Origin of the sequence: Chloroflexus sp., from assembly GCF_034432675.1 — a bacterium.
GTDB lineage: Bacteria > Chloroflexota > Chloroflexia > Chloroflexales > Chloroflexaceae > Chloroflexus.
In genome coordinates this window covers 1-17,056 of sequence record NZ_DAOUBI010000054.1, presented here as the reverse complement: position 1 = coordinate 17,056, position 17,056 = coordinate 1, and the positions used below count along the sequence as shown (strand labels likewise).

Sequence of the window (17,056 nt, the reverse complement as noted above, 5' to 3'; positions counted from 1 at the left end):
GCGCCTCCACTCCCTCAGTGGCTATGCCTATCTCGTTGAAGCCGAGCTTGCGATGGTGTCATGACGATTTGGTATTACTACCACAGCGTTGCGCCTGAGCAATGCACTTTCTGGGCAAAGGCGTTGGCATATCCCCTGGAAGCGCGAGCCGCTGGCTCGTCCACTGACCTGGCATAACACACGCTGCTGACCCCCGCTGAACAGTTTACTCCCCCAGCAATTCAAGGGCAGATAGAACAGGTGAGTGTCTATAGGTGATAGCGCCTGGGGATGCGCTGCACGGCTTCTCCCCGACCCCGATCCCACGCTACCTGTGCATTACCCACATGTCACGCTGCGTTAGGCCGGGCTGCAAGCGTTCCCCGTGGCACCGGCTTCCAGTCCGCGTGCCAGCATCATCGCCACTGCCAGCAGGTGCTGGCCCCGCTGGCAGGCTTCCAGTCTGCCCCACGGTCGGATACACTGTCTACCGCCGCTACCACTACGACCATCCGCTGCCCATGCGTGATGTGCAACCCACGCGACAGCGATGCAACACGATAGTGCCCAGGAACGCGCACAATCAGATAGGCGTTGCTCATGAGCGAAGAAGGTGGCAACCTGGGTATGGGTGATGCATAGCGCTGCGTGGGGGCGGGGAGCGTAGCGGCTGCGATCACATCTAAACAATCATCTATTGCACGCCACGGCACGCGATGCAAGACATGCCCATCCACCGCATCCTGTGGATAGTCAGGTAAACGGTACAGATACCGTCCGTAGAGGCGGGTTGAGAACCCGCCCCTACACACCACCGGCACCAACACGCTGTGGGGCAGGCGGTCAGCCTGCGTTCAGGCATCACCATCATCAGGGTCGCGTAGGCGACAGGCGCACGATAGCACAGCGTGATGACATCAACTCAAGCACCCTGCCCCACGGTTCGTCACGACGTCTCCTGCTGCAATCAGGCCGCGTTCCGTTCCTGATGCGCACCGCTCACGATACGACTGTTCCCTGGCATGTTGCTCCCGATAGCACATGATTGACACCTTGTGTATAGTTATGGGTAATGCATTGCCTCTGGGGGGAGCTGAGAACGTGCTTCCGCCCTAGCAGGGACAGTGTAGGCTGGGGGGATGTCGTAGGTGGTAGCAACGCACACACGCCACTCCTGCCATCAATTATCCCGGCGCGGCACCTGAGCGCGAATGTGCATCTGCGACACGTCCTGGCGACTCGCTGGTGATACGCCTGGCAGCGCTCCCGCACAGGTCTGCCGACCTGACTAATGTACAGCATCGCTCAAGATTTGACACAAGCTCCTATCATCTCATGACCATGATGGACACCTGCCCCACACGAGAACTGTCCGAAGCATGTTCTGCGCCTGAATTACGCCTCAACCGCCAACCGCACACCCAAACCGGCCAGTACCACTCCCGTGGCATAGTTGAGCCGACGACGCACGTCACTGCGGCGTAGCCAGACACTAACCCCGGCGACGACAAAGGTCAGGGTTGAAAACCAGAGAATGCTGAGCATAAAGTGGATGGTCGTGAGCGCGAGTGCCGACCACAAGACCGGATCGCCTGGATCGATAAACTGCGGCAAAAATGCCAGATAAAACACCGCAACTTTTGGATTGAGTACGTTACTCAATAAACCCTCGATAAAGGCATGGCGCTCTTGACCGACGGGCAGATGCGGTTCCTCCATTGATCGTTGTCGCCAGGTGGTAATAATCGTCCACAGACCTAACCCGGCCAGATAGCAGGCACCAGCCAGTTTGAGTGCGTGGTAGAGCTGTGCCGACTGGAGCACAATCGCGGCTAACCCCAAACCGGAGAGGGTTGCCTGCACGAACAGACCACTCCCGATACCAAAGGCAGTTGCAATACCGGCGAGGCGCCCGCGCACCAGAGCATTACGCAGCACCAGCATGGTGTCAGCACCGGGGATGAGGGTCAGGATGGCAACCGCAATCGTGTAGGCGATCAGGCGTTCGGGAACCATAGCAACTCCATAAAAATCAACGAGCATTATTCAGACTACTATACCTCAAGCCGGCACCTGCGAGCGCAACCAGGTTTGTACCGCAGGTGTGTCGGCGAAGACCTGGCACAAACCATTGCCTACCGCAGTCCAGATGCGTACCGAAAGCAGGTTCCAGAGTCTACACATATGCGCACCAGAGGCAGACGCGCACAGTGAATAATCCTCGTTCTTGATATTCACCAGCAGGTTGATCACGGGAAAGAGTTTCGTGCTCACACCTACACATCACCGACGGCAGGCACTATGCCAACCGTCATATACCACGATATGACCAACATCTGACCTTTGACACTGTTGGCTCAGCCCATTCCTTTGTATAGTAGAGGCAGAGAAGGTAGTCAGCGAAAGAGAGGTAGACAATGACCACCGAAACGTCTGTAACCGAACCAACCACCACCAAACATGGCGACCGGGCAACGATTGGTATTTCCCTGATCGCGATTGGGGTCGTCCTGTTGTTGGGAAATGTTATCGACACCGGATTACCGATCCTGCCCGCACTGGCCATCATCTTCACCGCAGTCGGCATCCGTACTCGCTGCAGCGGCTGGTTTATTCCGGCGGGTATTCTTGGCGGGATCGGCCTGGGTGCCATTCTGACCGATGTGCTGCCGCTGGCCGAAGAGGCTGAAAGTGGCGTATTCCTGCTCTCCTTTGCGGTCGGCTGGGCAGTGATCCCGCTCTTAAGTGCACTCTTCGCGAATGAACGGGTCTGGTGGCCCTTCATTCCCGGCGGGATTATGGCCGCTATCGGTTCGTTGCTCATCATCGGTAAAAGTGGGGTGACGCTGCTGGAGTTGATTTTCAATCAGGCTGGTTGGGTCTGGCCACTCGTCTTGATCGTGATCGGTCTCGGCCTGATCTGGCGACGACATGCTGACTGAGGAAGGCAACGCCCCCGGAGGTTCGTCATCTCCGGGGGCGTTCGCGCTGAAAAGCGACTTAGAAAATAATCTGATCGGCATTCACCTGTTCGAGGCTGCTCCACGGCGAACGCACCTGCTCGGCGCGGAGCTGACCGCGCAAACTGAGGACGAGGAGCAGCAACCCGGCTACCGCAATCAGCAGCAACGCACTCAGGTAGACGGCAATATAGCCACTGGCGACCACGCCACTCATTCTGCCGATAATATCGCGGGCCAGGCCGGCAGCAATCGTTCCGACCCCTTGCGATAGCGCCTGGGTAATACCCCACAGGGCAAGGAACAGACCGGCGTGGGAACGGTCACACAACCCCATCACCAGCGCAAGGCCACCGACAATCAGCATTCCGCGCCCCATCCCGATCAGAGCAATCCCTCCCAGGAATTGCCCAACGTGATCGGGAGTATTGGCCAGGCTGATGGTCGCAAAACCGGCCACACCCAGGATCGAAGCGCCTCCCAGCATCCGCAACGCCGGATGACCACGCCAGAGCAGCCAGCCGGTTAAGACAATCGCGGTCAACATCCCACCGCCCCAAACCGCCGTCAGGCGCGTCGTCTCGGCCACGCTCATCCCCAACACCTGACCGCCGTATGGTTCGAGCAGCACATCGTGCACAGCAAAGCCGGTCGTGGCCAGTGCCAGCACGATGAACAGGTTCCGCAGCGGGCGCTGCGCTGCCAGCATGCGCAACGACTCACCAAGCGTCTCACGCACCCGTACCGGGGTGAAATCAACCAGCTCGCCGTTCGGCTTCAACCGCTCTTGATCGAGCATTGACAGGAAAGTCAGGAATACAAAGGCTAACGCCGATCCCTGCATCACCTGGATCAACCGGGTATGGCTATAGTCGATCAACAGTTCACCGATCAGCAACGAACCGACAATCGTCCCCAAGACCAGCGCCACCCAGAGCAGACTCAACACTCGACCACGCTCTTCTGCCGGCGTCACATCACTGACAATAGCGAGATAGATCGTCTCGGCAATGTTCACACCCAGACCGTAGGCGAAGAAGATCGCAAAACAAACAATGACCGCTAACGGGAATGGTAAGTAGCCTTCACCACTCAGCAGAATCAGCGAGAAGGGAGCAGTCGCCAGGCCACCGTAGGTCAGCATCGCACCGAGTACTAGATAGGGGGTACGCCAGCGTCCGGCAGCTCGATGAACATCCGACTTGAACCCGACAATGGCACGGGCCGGTGAGATAAAGTAGTGGAGAGCCAGTAATGAACCTACCAGGAACGCTGCAATCCCTAACTCGTTAATCAGCACACGGTTGAGCGTACCGGTCAGCGGAGCCAGCGAGAGTCCCATCCCAAATTGGAAGAGACTCAGACGTAATACCCGCAGCCACATCCGCAAACGAGGACGGGCAGCCAGCCAGTGTTGGGCCTGACGAAATGGGCGTAGCAATGTATCTGCCATTGCCATTTTCCAGCTCCTTGGGCTAGAGCGCGGTGTTGTGTCGTATTATAGCACGCCATGTCATGCGAAGATAAGGTAGGGTTGGTTCAGTTTACACCACCATTACATGAACCTCGGCTTTTAACACGCCGTGATGCACTGTCTTGCCTTAGTGGGCGCAATGGTCATCCACCGATAGCCCTGATGCGTTCAGACTTCCCATAGCTCGCTGTGTGCAACATGACACAGTTGCTCGCCGATGTATCGTCACACCTCTGATCCAGTTCAGGTACCCCGACCAGAACACACTCTTTGTCCACACCATGGCGCATGCCCGAACCTGTGGTATGATGTCAGGTACAGCGATTGACCTCTCTACCTGTAGAACGCACTATGAGTCGAATAGCCGAAACATTTGCCAGACTCCGCGCTGCGGGGCGTATTGCGCTAATGCCATACCTGACCGTAGGTTTTCCCGAACGCACCAGCACCCTTGAACTGGTACCGGCCCTCGAAGCAGCCGGCGCCAGTCTGTTTGAATTGGGCATCCCCTTCTCCGATCCGCTGGCAGACGGCACGACCATTCAGCGGGCGACCCAGCGCGCTCTGGAAAACGGGATTACGATTGCCGATTGTATTGCAACGGTCGCCGAATTACGGGCCCGTCGGGTGGCGGCCCCCCTGCTGTTGATGGGGTACTACAACCCGTTGCTACGTTACGGTCTCGAACGCGCCTGTGCCGATCTGGCAGCAGCCGGAGGCGACGGCTGGATTATTCCCGATCTGCCGCTCGAAGAAGCAGATGATCTTCGTCAGCTTGCCGCTGCTCACCAGCTCGACCTGATACTGTTCATCGCCCCCACGACACCGCCGGCCCGGATCAGCCAGATTACTGCCCAGGCCAGTGGCTTTCTTTACATCGTCTCGCTAACCGGTGTGACTGGTGCCCGGCAGACTTTAGCCGGGAATCTGACCGATCTGATTGCCAATGTGCGCCAACAGACGAACCTGCCACTGGTTGTCGGTTTTGGGATCAGCCAACCAGCGCATATTGCCGAAGTAGCCAGAATTGTCGATGGAGCGATTGTTGGCAGTGCCTTAATTGATCGCCTGGAACGTCTGCCACCCGAAAACCGGGTGAGTGGTGCCGCTGCGTATATTCGCGAACTGTTGAGCGCCGTTGCACGACCGTAATCAAGAGAGGAGCATTGTCATGGAAGCGCGAGCGTATGTCTTGATCGAGGCTGAGTCGGGCAAGATCGGTGAAGTATTGACCGCGTTGCGCGCCATTGATGGCCTGATTGCAGTCGATGCTGTGACCGGCCCCTACGACATTGTGGCAACCGTGCAAACGCCTGATCCACGCCAAATAGGGCGGTTGGTGATGAGTGAAATTCACGCTATTAGCGGGATCAAGCGCACAATCACCTGCATGGTCATTGGATGAAGTGTGGCACAACAGAAGGGGATTACTATGGCTGAGCACGTCCTGGAAAAAGGCAAAGTCCATCACAAGTGGGACAACAGCTTACCCCCGGCAATCGAGATCGCTTCTGGCGACGTTGTCCACTGCGAGACGGCAGAGGTAACGAACAATCAGGTAACACCCGGCTGCGATGCCAGTGTGTTACTCAATCTCGACTTCGGACAACTCTACCCGCTGGCTGGTCCGATCTTTGTAAAAGACGCTATACCCGGCGATATTCTGGAAGTTGAGATTCTGCGCCTGCAACCGCTCGATTGGGGCTGGACAGGAATTATTCCCGGTCTGGGGTTACTTGCTCAAGACTTCACAGTGCCGTATATTCGCCATTTCGACCTGAGCAACGGCCAAACTGCTCCCCTCCGCGATGACATCCATATTCCGCTTCAGCCATTCTGTGGCACGATGGGGGTCGCTCTCGACGAACCTGGCGCCTTCGATGTGCTGCCAACCGGCAAAGGGGGCGGCAATATTGACACCCGCCATCTTAATGTTGGGGCCAAACTCTACTTGCCAGTCTTCGTGCCGGGCGCCCTCTTCTCGGCAGGCGATTGCCATGCAGCGCAGGGCGATGGTGAAGTGTGCGTCACCGGCATCGAGTGCCCGATGCAATTCTCGCTGCGCTTCAACGTGATCAAGGGTCGTTCATTAAAGCCGTGGCGCTACCACTTCTACACACCACCCGGCCCGATTCAGCCGGCATACGATGCTCGTGGATATTACGTAACGACGGCTATCGGCCCTGATCTGATGGAAAACGCCCGCAATGCAGTGCGCGATATGATTGAATGGCTTACCGATAATTATCACCTGAGCCGTGAAGATGCTTACGTGCTGTGCAGTCTGGCCGGCGATCTACGCATTAGCCAGATCGTTGATGCCCCGAACTGGTGTGTCTCGTTTTATATGGCGTTGAGCGTCTTCCGCTCGTGAGATGGTCGGTTGACAAATATCTACACAACAACACCATATCTGTCAGGAACTGGGGGTAACGCATTGCTGTTACCCCCGATAGTTTGTTATTCGTTCTGCCCGGCAAGGTGTTGCAAGGTTGCCCTACCCAGCCGATGGCAGAAATCACCAAAGGACTCGCCCGGGTTGCGTTCGCGCTGATAGAGTAGCAATATCGGTTCCAGCCGTGCGACAATCTCCTCGCGCTTGACATTATCGAGATAGACTTCTCCCAGGCGGGTTCCCAAAGGACTGCCACCCAGATAAATGGTGTAGGAATTCAGGCTGCGCCCTACCAATCCGATTTCAGCGGTATAGGGTCGGGCACACCCATTGGGGCAGCCGGTCATTCTGACGTGCGGAACCGGGCCATCGTGGAGTCCCAGCCGATCCAGCAGGGCGTTCATGTCACGAATCACCTGCGGCATGACCCGCTCGCTTTCGGTAATTGCCAGACCACAGGTGGGGAGAGCTGGACAGGCCAGCGCGTTCTGTACAACGAGCGGGATGGTACCGGGTAGCGCGACATCATACTGGCGAAAGATTGCCTCGATGGCCGAACGATCAGCCGGTTGAATATTCACGAACAGGATATTCTGCTGCGGAGTCAGGCGAACTTCGAGGCCGAAACGCTGCACAACCTCTCGAATTGCTGCCCGGAGATGATCTCTGACCCGCCCATTTTCGACAAACAGGCCAAAGAAGAGCCGGCCATCACCCTGTTCATGCCAGCCCAGGTGATCATCGGCGCTGAGCCACGTGAGCGGTCTGGGTTCAGGCAACGCATAGCCAACGTAGCGCTCGACCTCGGCTTTGAACCGCTCGATGCCCCAACTCTCAACCAGATATTTCATCCGGGCCAGCTTGCGGTCATCACGTCGGCCATGATCGCGTTGGACCTTCACAATCGCTTCCACAACCTCAAAAAGCTGGGCGGGAGCTACAGTGGTCAGCGACTTTGCCAGTGCCGGATGGGTTTCCTTGACCCCATGACTCTGGCCCAGACCACCACCGACCAGAATGGTGAACCCTTGCAGACTCTCTTCAATCCACGGCACAATTCCAATGTCCTGGGTATAGACATCAACACAGTTGTCGCCGGGGAAGGCAAAGGCAATCTTGAACTTGCGCGGTAGATAGGTTGCACCGTAGAGCGGTTCATCCTCTTCCAGACTCGCCGCCTTTTCCCCATCGAGCCAGATTTCGTAGTAGGCACGGGTCTTTGGCTTCAGCCGATCAGAAAGAGCTTTCGCATACTGCATCAGCTCGATCCGCTGACGATCAACAAAAGGGGCAGGGCAGGCCACAATGTTCCGCACTACATCACCACATGCCGAGAGTGTAGTCAGCAGATGACGGTTGAGCGTGCGAATCAGCGGCTTCAGGCCACCCTTGCGCACACCGTGGTACTGAATGGCCTGGCGAGTGGTAAAACGCAACGTGGTATTGCCCAACGCATCCGCCAGTCGGTCGAGGGTCAGATACTGTTCCGGGCTAAGCCGGCCACCGGGAATAGCCACCCGGATCATAAATGAATACTCCGGCCCCAATCCCCGCGCTTTGCGGGCTTTACGCACATCGCGATTGTCTTGTTGATAAATGCCGTGAAACTTGAGAATCTGATACCCTTCATCACTGAAGTGATCGTTTCCGTCGTGCAGCTCGTGATCTACCGGCCCTCGCAAATGCCGGCTGGCCAGTTTGATCTGCTCAACTTTTGAAAGTCTGGGTGTATCCGTCATAAACTTTCTCCGCACTCATAGCTTCACGGATTGCTATCCGCGTTCAACCACGACCACGTCCCTGGCCTGATGCATCCCGCTGTAAGCCGGAACAGGCATTGCATGTACCGGTTCATCAGCAGCCACCGCCTGCAATTGCTCGCGCACCGCCACCACCGGGCCGATCACCCAGACTGCCGGTGCCTGAACCGCAACCCGCCCCTGCGCCACAGCTTCCAGCGCTGCCAGCACAATCCGTTCGTTGGGTGTAGAGCCGTTCTCGATAAAAGCGCAGGGTTCCCAGGCGTCACGACCGGCCTGGATCAGCGCCTGCGCCAGTTCTGCCCGCCGTTCAACCCCCATCAGAATCACAAGAGTATCGATCCGGGCATAGGGAGTTATTTCAGGCGCAGCACCACCCTGCTCCTGACCACAGATCACGGCAAAACTTCGCCCAATACCGCGTAATGTCAACGGAATACCGGCCATTCCCGGTAACGCCAGCGCTGAACTGAGACCGGGCACCAACTCAACGGTAATGCCGTGTTGAGCCAGAAAGAGCCACTCTTCAGCACCACGCCCGTAGACCATGGGATCGCCGCCCTTCAAGCGCACGACCGTGCGTCCGGCGCGGGCATAATGCAACAACAGATGAAGAATCTCACGTTGCACCCGATCCTGGTCACCCTTTGCTTTACCGACGTAGATGCGTTCGGCTTGCGGGTTGACATACGCCAGAATCTCCGCAGACACCAGGCGGTCGTACAGCACCACATCAGCTTCGCCGAGCACCCGTAGCGCACGGAGCGTAAGTAATTCAGGATCGCCGGGGCCGGCACCCACCAGGTAAACCTTGCTCATACCACCTCCTGTTGATGCAGGCTGAGATCGACCGGTACAGCGGAAGCAGTGTCGTACAGAGCCTGCCAGAGCAGATTCTGCGCCTGAACGTAATCGCCTGTCCGCAGCATAGTCAGCGCTTCACTGTCTACGAGGCGGTACCAGGCAGCGCGTCGTTCGGCAAAGCTATGTGGGTAAGCCTGTTTGACCAGCGAGCGAAACGAGCGCAGCACATCCAGAAATGCCGCGTACTCTGGGCCATACACTGCACTCAGATGCTCTTTGATCCGCACTGCCAGCGCCGGTGCGACGCCACTGGTCGAGATGGCAATGACCAGATCACCCTGACGATGAATCGAGGGCAAGATAAAATCGCAATGGGGCGAATCATCGACTGCGTTCAGCCAGATTCCGCGTTCACGGGCTTCGGCAGCAATGGTGGCATTGAGGGTTGTATCTGGCAGATGGACAAAACAGAGCATGAAGCCTGCCAGATCACCATAGTGATACGCACGTCGTTGCCAGTCGAGCCGGCCATCCTGCACGAGTGCATCCAGCGCCGGATGATCAAACGGTGAGATGAGTCTGACCCGTGCGCCTGCATCCACCAGTCGCTGCACCTTGACCTCAGTCTCGATACCACCCCCGATGAAGAGCACCTTTTTATCGCGTAAATCCAGCATCACCGGATAGTACATACATCACCTCAATCAGCGCCTCAGGCTGCGAAACACCAGGTGTGAGCCAATGACCATCATCCACACCAGCAGTCCCAGGCGGAATGGCCGCTGACTGACATGCTGGGCCAGCCAGGCTCCCGCTAGCGAGCCGATCACGCCGCCACCGGTCAGCTTGAGAAATAACCAGAGATCGAATTGCCCCAAAACGGTATGGATTCCGCCCCCAATTGCCGAGAGGATCAGACCAAACCAGAGATCGGTGCCAACCACCGCCTGGGGCGAGAGCCGTGTCGTATTGAGCAGTAACAACGTGCCCAAAGCCCCTGCTCCAGCCGATGAGAAGCCTACTTCAAGACCGATAAATCCGGCGCCGGCAATCATCCAACCCGGTGCGAGATGAAATGAGGGCACTTTGATCAGGGTCACGAACAGATTGATCCCTGCGGCCATCAGCACGATCAAACCAATACCGACCAGCACTACATCGCGATAGCTTTTCAAAGCGTGTAACAGAAAGCTACCGATCACAACAGCCGGTACACCACCGGCCAGCAGCCGGGCGAGGGTCTGCTGATGTACCTGTTGCTGCTGCCAGTAGATCAGGCCAGCCGGAATTTTGGCGCACAGCGCAAACAACAGCGCTGTGCCTACCGCTACTTCCGGCGCAATCCCCAGACCAAGGATCAACACCGATGTGGTGATCGTGCCGCCACCAACACCGGTCAGACCAATGCTGACAGCAATGAGCAAACCCAGCAACACTTCGAGCATCTTACCCTCGTACCGGCTACAGCGTCTGGTAAGCAGCGCGTAATACTTCAGCTACTTCGGGTCTGGTAAACTCCGGCGGTAATGGCGATCCTGTGCGCAACAATTCACGTACCCGCGTGCCTGAAAGAACAAGGTGATGTTGGGTATCGTGAGGGCAGGTGCGCGGTGAGACAACTGCGGCGCAGGTTACGCAATAGAAGGTCTGCTCAAACTTGAGAATATGGATGCCGATCTCCTCTGGACGGAAATGGTCAAAGATGGCCTGCGCCTCATACGGACCATAATAGTTGCCAACGCCGGCGTGATCGCGCCCCACGATGAAATGGGTACAGCCGTAGTTTTTGCGACTGATGGCGTGCAGAATTGCTTCACGTGGCCCGGCGTAGCGCATTGCTGCCGGATAGACACCCAGCAACACTCGGTTTTGCGGATAGTAGAGTTCAAGGAGAACTTTATAGGCTGCCATCCGCACCGAGGCCGGAACATCATCCGACTTGGTAGAGCCGACGAGCGGGTGCAGGAACAGACCATCGAGCGACTCTAGTGCGACTTTGTGCAAATACTCGTGGGCACGATGAATGGGATTTCGGGTCTGGAAAGCGACAATTGTCTGCCAGCCCCGCTCTTGAAACAGTTGTCGCGTCTCGCGAGGCGTATAGTGGTGTTCGGGGAATGGTCCCCGATCCAGGGTCAGCAATTGCACCGTACCGGCCAGATAGACATCCCCTCGCGCAAACAGCGCCGCAACACCGGGATGGGCGAGATCTGTGGTGCGATAGATCGCCAGTGCTTCGTGCTCTTTATCAGGTCGATACTGCTCTTCGACATCAAGTAAGCCTACCGTTCGCCCATCCTTCGTCAAACGAACTGTTTTTCGATAGGAAGCTGCATCCTGTGCCGATACCCCCAGGGTGATCGGGATACTCCATGGCAGACCATTCGTCAGGCGCATCTCTTCCAGCACACTCAGATAATCGGCCTGCCCCATAAAACCTTCTAACGGCGAATAGACACCGGTGGCAATGAGTTCGAGATCGGCATACGCCCGTTCATCAAGCTCAAGTGCCGGCAGATGGTCATATTCGCGTGGATGCGCAACCCGAATCCGCTCAACCAGAACACCACCGTGCGGCTTCGGGAGAGAACTCGTTCGTGGTATCATCACCTCACCTCGTTCACAGCGATTGTTCACCGATCCATAGGCCACATTCAATCTTGCCCTTCCCCGACCAACGCCCGGCCCGCACATCTTCACCAGGGCGCACGGCCCGTGTACAGGGCCAACAGCCGATACTCTTAAAACCGGCCCAGTACAATGGGTTCACCGGCAGGTGATGGGTTTGCGCAAATGCCTCTATCTGCTCCCGCCGCCAGTAGGCCAGTGGGTTGATCCGCACCCGCTCGCCAATCTCGACAAAACCCAGCTCCCGGCGGGTTGCGGCCTGATCACGACTGCGAGCATTTAAAAGTGCAGAAGGATTCTTGCGCACCAGATATTCGCGCAGGGGAGCAACTTTTCGCACGCGACAACACCCATCGGGATCGCTCCGAAATTGCTCTTCCCCCCACGGTTCAGGTGGCAGGTCGGCACTTAGGGTGACAAACTGCATCTGGGGATAGCGCGTGATCAGATGGTCACGAGTGGCAAGGGTCTCCGGAAAATGGTAGCCAGTATCCACAAAAACCACCTCGCCCGCAAAACCGGCCTGAGCCGCCAGTTCAATCAGCACGACTCCGTTAAGATTGAATGCACTGGTCATCAGCAGATCGGCATAACCGGCAAGTGCCCAGCGAATAACATCACGGGGGTCGGTGTTCGCGTCCCAGTATTGTGTTGTCATTGGTGACTCACCTTCATCACAATATCCAGCCGTTCCAGCGCAGCTAGCAGATGATCCAGACACTCCGGCAAACTCATCAGATCGGTGCGCAAATGGACATCAGGATGCAGCGGAGGTTCGTAAGGGTCAGAGATACCGGTAAATTGCGCAATCTCGCCGCGCAACGCTTTCGCGTACAGCCCTTTCACATCACGCTGAATAAGGACATCCAGCGGCGCCTCCACAAACACCTCAAGCTTTCTAGGTGCGGCAGCCAGTACCTCAGCACGTGTTTCCCGGTAGGGACTGATCGCACTGACCAACACAATGACACCATGTTTAGCCAGCAAATTGGCTACAAAACCAATCCGCCGGATATTCGTATCACGATCTTCGCGGCTAAACCCTAACCCTTTCGACAAATGTTCACGAACGACATCGCCATCGAGCTGTTCAACCGGGTAGCCGGCCTCTTGCAGCAGCGTCGCCAGCGCCCGCGCCAGCGTTGTTTTCCCGGCGCCAGAAAGCCCGGTAAACCAGACGACAAGTCCTGATCGGATTGTTGGAATAGTGGACACAAACATCTCCTTATCCCAAGACTGTAATTGAGTACAGCAGACCACCCGTAGCATATCGATGCTACGGCCCGCAAAGTTTCGGTCTCCCAAATGGCAGCGGTGGCACTGGGGAATTAATAGCTTTGTCGAACGCCTGCCTGTTCCAGGCTCCTGTAGCCAACAGAGCCAGATAGCGCTAGCTCAGGTGGCAGGCGGCTATTATGTGAGGGTTGAACCGCCAGTACAACCAATCAAACAGGAGCCGGCAGTGGGGATGAATGGACAACACCAAACCCGATTAAAACGGTGCCCCTCATGAAGCTGAGTGCAGCGTAGCGATGAACTGATAGAACCAAACCTGGCAGTGCGAACATAGAGCGTCTGCACAGTTGCCCTCACTTTCTCTTCCAGGTAGATCACGATTGCACCGGTGCAGGCTTGAGTATAGAGGAGAATGGCAATTTTGTCAATATACTTGATCAAGAACTCAAGAATAAACAACCGTGATGCATTTTACTCGCCAGCGACGTACACAGGCGGAACCTATACCGTCGGGGTGCTGGTGTACCGACGGATCGTGAGGCTGGTTGAAAACCCTTACGGATGTCCGGCGTTGTGGCCGTCTCCGCTGGTTCCCCCGAACGATACGATGCCGTACCTACAACGTCACGTGGTATCAGTATGAGACACAGGTACAATGTGTTGGCTTACACTTGCCAGGAACGATGTTGCCGACGCCCGGTAGGGTCGCACAACCGTGCGCCCCTACACTACAATGGTGACCGACTCAGCCGCACCAGCACCACGATACTCACACTGGATACATCTTGCTCAACAATGTGCATTCACTCAGTGGGTAGGGGCACGGCAACCGCGCACCTACCCTGGCGTCCGGCGGTGCATCATTCGGGTACAGCATCAAGGTCGTAGCTGGCTGGTGTGTCATACCTGCTGGATTTGATATTACCCCTGCCTCAGCCCGGTGTCAGTGAGAAATGGTGCCGATGCAACTGAATCGGGTCAGCGGAGACCATAACAGAAAGGGGTAACACTTGCATGGTCTTACAAGTACGTGTCGAGGTATGCCTATCGCTTCCATCAGCATTCAAAGGCAGACTGCACATGCAAGCGTAGAGGTAGGTCTTTAGGCATCCTGAACGCTCTCACCCCCAGCCCCTCTCCCGCAATGCGGACGAGCGGAGGACAGCGGTCTGACTCAAGTCTTCCTGATGAGGTAGACGCTGTGGCAGATCATATTTTCAGTCCACCACAGATAGATCAGGACAACACCTTCACCAGCACATCGATGAAGAAAAACCAGCTCGTTTGATCTCATTCAGAGTTGACGATGACAGGTACTTGCAGGTACCATACCTGTACAGTATCGGATCACTTTGACAACAACGAGTTCACTGGTGTTGATATGGATCCATCACCTGCACGTCGTTTACGCTGGTCTATGTATGGGGCACTCATCCTGGCCATCCTGGCCATGATACTAGGCGGAGCATTCACCGTCATCATCGGTTTGTTCACCGGCCAGCTAACCCCTGATGCGCCATGGCAGCAGTGGCTGGCAGTTCTCTTTCCTGCTGTGCTAATATGGGGTGGTGGCGCGCTTCCCTTCGGCGCTGCGCTCGGCTTCTTCGCCTCGCATATCTGGCGTGATGTTTGACTCTTCGCCTCGACCGCGCTATAATCAAGGGGCGTTCGGGGCGTAGCGCAGACCGGTAGCGCACCTGAATGGGGTTCAGGAGGTCGCTGGTTCAAATCCAGTCGCCCCGACCAGACAAGACTGGCGAGTGTTTACTCGCCAGTCTTATCGTTTAATCCCCCGGTCAGGCAGAAGATCAAACCTCAGTTCTATCTCCCCAATGTTGAGTGACGCTGTATAACACGAGATTTGCAAACAATGGTGATAATATCAGTTATTACCATAACGTTCGTTTCAGATAAACATACGCTTGCTGCAACATCATTGATGATTTAGTGGTGATACTTATACCAAATGGTGTCAATCATTGCGCAAATGTCGTAGAACGCAAGCACTATCCTAGTGTAGATTTCGCTTTCGGTTGCCGAAGTGCTGTGCTACCGCCGATCTGCCGGGATTGCAGAATTCGTTATTCAAGCTGGTGTTACACTCTGCGATCAGATGTTCAGGCAGGTTGTGAATCAACATTTTCTGTTTGCATCCGGCAAAACATTGCATGCAGTGAACGTATATGCTATACTGTTTACAATGTGAGCCTGTAGATTGCATAGTGTTCGCCTTTTGGCGAGGAACCCGAACAGCAGGAATCGTTACCAGTTATCACCTGGAACTCCTGCCCGGCGTAAAATAGACCAGGGTGTCCCTCAAGCTAGTGCATCACATTCCTGAAAGGACGTGGCTCAAAGAACGTAGTAAGCTGCCGTATGCGTTGCTTGAGAAGCAGCGAAACATAAGCTGCTGCGAAGTGTCACACCTGCCATAATTCGGTGCTACACTGCTTGCAAGCGGCGAATATCATTCGTATTGCCATGGCGTTCCCTCAACGCATGATGTTTCACTTTCCGGCGGCGCCAACAGTAATGATGTGGGAGGATTCAGGATGGTGACTATTAGCCTGCAAGACGCCTATACACAAGCCAGAACATTTCTCGAGGCGAACCAGATCGAGCAGGCAATCGGCCTGATCCAGCATATCCTTGAACACCATCCAGACAACCTGGAAGCTCAACGACTTTTAGGTGAGGCATATCTGGCAAAACGCGATTTGCCTGCGGCAACGGCAACGTTTGAACAGGTCTTACAGGTTGACCCCGAAAATATTCCGGCCCACGTTGGTCTGGGAATGGCGTATGAATGGCAGGGTCGGCTAGATAAGGCGATTGCAGAGTTCGAGCAGGCACTGGAGATCCGTCCTGATATGCCCGAACTACGCGCCCAGTTGGTACGTCTCTACACCGAAGCCTGGGGCAGCGAGCATGCCGCTCTCCGTCTGAGCCGTCCTGGTCTTGCCCGCCTGTACGCCCGTGGTCATATGTTGCCACAGGCTATCCACGAATTTCGACAGGTTATTGCTGAGCATCCTGATCGGCTCGATGCCTGGGTTGGTCTGATTGAAGCACTCTGGCGAGACGGTCAACTGGATGAAGCAGCTACCGTGTGTCAGGATGCGTTGAAGCAACAACCCCATCTGCTCAAGGCAAATCTGATCCTTGGCGGAATATTGCTATTAGATGGCGATCAGCGCGGGCTTGATTACTGGCGGGTTGCGCAACGTATTGATCCCTACCAGACAGTTGCGAAACTCCTGTTTGACACGCTGCCGGCCGGTATACCAACACCTGACGTTTCCCTGCCGGCATGGGACGAGGCCGAATGGCAGGCGCGACGCGCAGCTTCAGTGGCAGCAGCGCAACCTGCATCGACGCCGGCGGACGATTTCTTTGCCGAGACAGGCTGGTTGACACCGGCAGCCAGCCCGGTGGCAGCCGCAGTAGCTGCCACTTCAGACGATGATCTGCTGGCTATGCTGCTCTTTTCGCCACCAGTAGCAACCAGTGTGGCTGAACCGACACAACCAACTACCGAGCGGGATGAATTCGATTTTGATCTGGATTTACCCCTCTCATCAGCTACACCAACCGGCTTGACACTTGATGAAATTGGAGTAGGTGTAACCGAAACCACACCTGCCAGCAGTGAACCGACCCTGCAACCCTTCTCGCTCGAAGAACTGGGTCTGTCACCAGAAGAGATTGCCCAGCTTGAAGGCCAGGCGCCCGCTGCTGCGGCCAGCGCCGAACCGACCCTACAACCCTTCTCCCTCGAAGAACTGGGCCTGTCGCCAGAAGAGATTGCCCAGCTTGAAGG

The 17,056-nt window shown here is 56.1% G+C and carries 16 protein-coding genes and 1 tRNA gene; 7 read left to right on the top strand and 10 right to left on the bottom strand.

Features of this window, described 5'->3' with window-relative positions:
- Positions 1 to 1,374: 1,374 nt before the first annotated feature.
- Positions 1,375 to 1,995: a LysE family translocator gene (locus tag VAE55_RS04565; RefSeq protein ID WP_322814625.1), complete on the bottom strand. Its 621-nt coding sequence runs from the start codon at positions 1,993 to 1,995 to the stop codon at positions 1,375 to 1,377.
- Between the two features lie 45 nt (positions 1,996 to 2,040).
- Positions 2,041 to 2,163 (bottom strand): hypothetical protein, encoded by a 123-nt coding sequence (locus VAE55_RS04560; protein ID WP_322814624.1) that lies wholly within the window; start codon positions 2,161 to 2,163, stop codon positions 2,041 to 2,043.
- A gap of 233 nt (positions 2,164 to 2,396) precedes the next feature.
- Here VAE55_RS04560 and VAE55_RS04555 point away from each other — a divergent pair, with 233 nt between their 5' ends.
- The gene (locus VAE55_RS04555) at positions 2,397 to 2,921 is read left to right on the top strand and encodes a hypothetical protein (protein ID WP_322814623.1); all 525 of its coding nucleotides are present in this window, start codon (positions 2,397 to 2,399) and stop codon (positions 2,919 to 2,921) included.
- Positions 2,922 to 2,979: 58 nt separating this feature from the next.
- On the opposite strand, the gene VAE55_RS04550 is transcribed toward VAE55_RS04555, so the two are convergent.
- Positions 2,980 to 4,398 (bottom strand): BCD family MFS transporter, encoded by a 1,419-nt coding sequence (locus tag VAE55_RS04550; RefSeq protein WP_322814622.1) that lies wholly within the window; start codon positions 4,396 to 4,398, stop codon positions 2,980 to 2,982.
- A 366-nt stretch (positions 4,399 to 4,764) separates the two neighbouring features.
- On the opposite strand from VAE55_RS04550, the gene trpA reads away from it, so the two are divergent.
- From trpA to VAE55_RS04535, 3 genes are read left to right on the top strand one after another with little or no spacing between them, the layout of a single operon-like run.
- Positions 4,765 to 5,565: a tryptophan synthase subunit alpha gene (gene trpA, locus VAE55_RS04545; protein WP_322814621.1), complete on the top strand. Its 801-nt coding sequence runs from the start codon at positions 4,765 to 4,767 to the stop codon at positions 5,563 to 5,565.
- Between the two features lie 19 nt (positions 5,566 to 5,584).
- A complete protein-coding gene (locus VAE55_RS04540) occupies positions 5,585 to 5,818 on the top strand; it encodes an Lrp/AsnC family transcriptional regulator (RefSeq protein ID WP_012256580.1) in 234 nt (77 codons plus the stop codon).
- 27 nt (positions 5,819 to 5,845) lie between these two features.
- The gene (locus VAE55_RS04535) at positions 5,846 to 6,787 is read left to right on the top strand and encodes an acetamidase/formamidase family protein (protein ID WP_322814620.1); all 942 of its coding nucleotides are present in this window, start codon (positions 5,846 to 5,848) and stop codon (positions 6,785 to 6,787) included.
- A gap of 86 nt (positions 6,788 to 6,873) precedes the next feature.
- On the opposite strand, the gene VAE55_RS04530 is transcribed toward VAE55_RS04535, so the two are convergent.
- From VAE55_RS04530 to cysC, 7 genes are read right to left on the bottom strand one after another with little or no spacing between them, the layout of a single operon-like run.
- A complete protein-coding gene (locus VAE55_RS04530) occupies positions 6,874 to 8,547 on the bottom strand; it encodes an NADPH-dependent assimilatory sulfite reductase hemoprotein subunit (RefSeq protein WP_322814619.1) in 1,674 nt (557 codons plus the stop codon).
- Between the two features lie 33 nt (positions 8,548 to 8,580).
- Complete coding sequence (cobA, locus tag VAE55_RS04525) at positions 8,581 to 9,387, bottom strand: uroporphyrinogen-III C-methyltransferase (RefSeq protein WP_322814618.1); 807 nt, start codon at positions 9,385 to 9,387, stop codon at positions 8,581 to 8,583.
- On the bottom strand, positions 9,384 to 10,064 hold the full coding sequence (locus VAE55_RS04520) for a bifunctional precorrin-2 dehydrogenase/sirohydrochlorin ferrochelatase (RefSeq protein WP_322814617.1): 681 nt from the start codon (positions 10,062 to 10,064) through the stop codon (positions 9,384 to 9,386). The genes cobA and VAE55_RS04520 overlap by 4 nt, the downstream gene beginning before the upstream one ends.
- Positions 10,065 to 10,076: 12 nt before the next feature.
- Positions 10,077 to 10,817, bottom strand: a complete 741-nt coding sequence (locus tag VAE55_RS04515) for a sulfite exporter TauE/SafE family protein (protein ID WP_322814616.1) — start codon at positions 10,815 to 10,817, stop codon at positions 10,077 to 10,079.
- A gap of 16 nt (positions 10,818 to 10,833) precedes the next feature.
- Positions 10,834 to 11,979, bottom strand: a complete 1,146-nt coding sequence (gene sat / locus VAE55_RS04510) for a sulfate adenylyltransferase (protein WP_322814615.1) — start codon at positions 11,977 to 11,979, stop codon at positions 10,834 to 10,836.
- Positions 11,980 to 11,992: 13 nt separating this feature from the next.
- Positions 11,993 to 12,658: a phosphoadenylyl-sulfate reductase gene (locus tag VAE55_RS04505; protein ID WP_322814614.1), complete on the bottom strand. Its 666-nt coding sequence runs from the start codon at positions 12,656 to 12,658 to the stop codon at positions 11,993 to 11,995.
- Positions 12,655 to 13,221: an adenylyl-sulfate kinase gene (gene cysC, locus VAE55_RS04500; protein ID WP_322814613.1), complete on the bottom strand. Its 567-nt coding sequence runs from the start codon at positions 13,219 to 13,221 to the stop codon at positions 12,655 to 12,657. Before cysC ends, VAE55_RS04505 begins: the two co-directional genes overlap by 4 nt.
- A gap of 1,396 nt (positions 13,222 to 14,617) precedes the next feature.
- Between cysC and VAE55_RS04495 the strand changes: the two genes are divergently transcribed.
- The 3 genes from VAE55_RS04495 to VAE55_RS04485 all read left to right on the top strand — a co-directional run.
- A complete protein-coding gene (locus VAE55_RS04495; RefSeq protein WP_322814612.1) occupies positions 14,618 to 14,869 on the top strand; it encodes an ABC transporter ATP-binding protein in 252 nt (83 codons plus the stop codon).
- Positions 14,870 to 14,905: 36 nt separating this feature from the next.
- Positions 14,906 to 14,982: transfer RNA gene (locus tag VAE55_RS04490), tRNA-Pro, on the top strand.
- A gap of 806 nt (positions 14,983 to 15,788) precedes the next feature.
- On the top strand, positions 15,789 to 17,056 hold a 1,268-nt coding region (locus VAE55_RS04485; RefSeq protein ID WP_322814611.1), incomplete at its 3' end, for a tetratricopeptide repeat protein.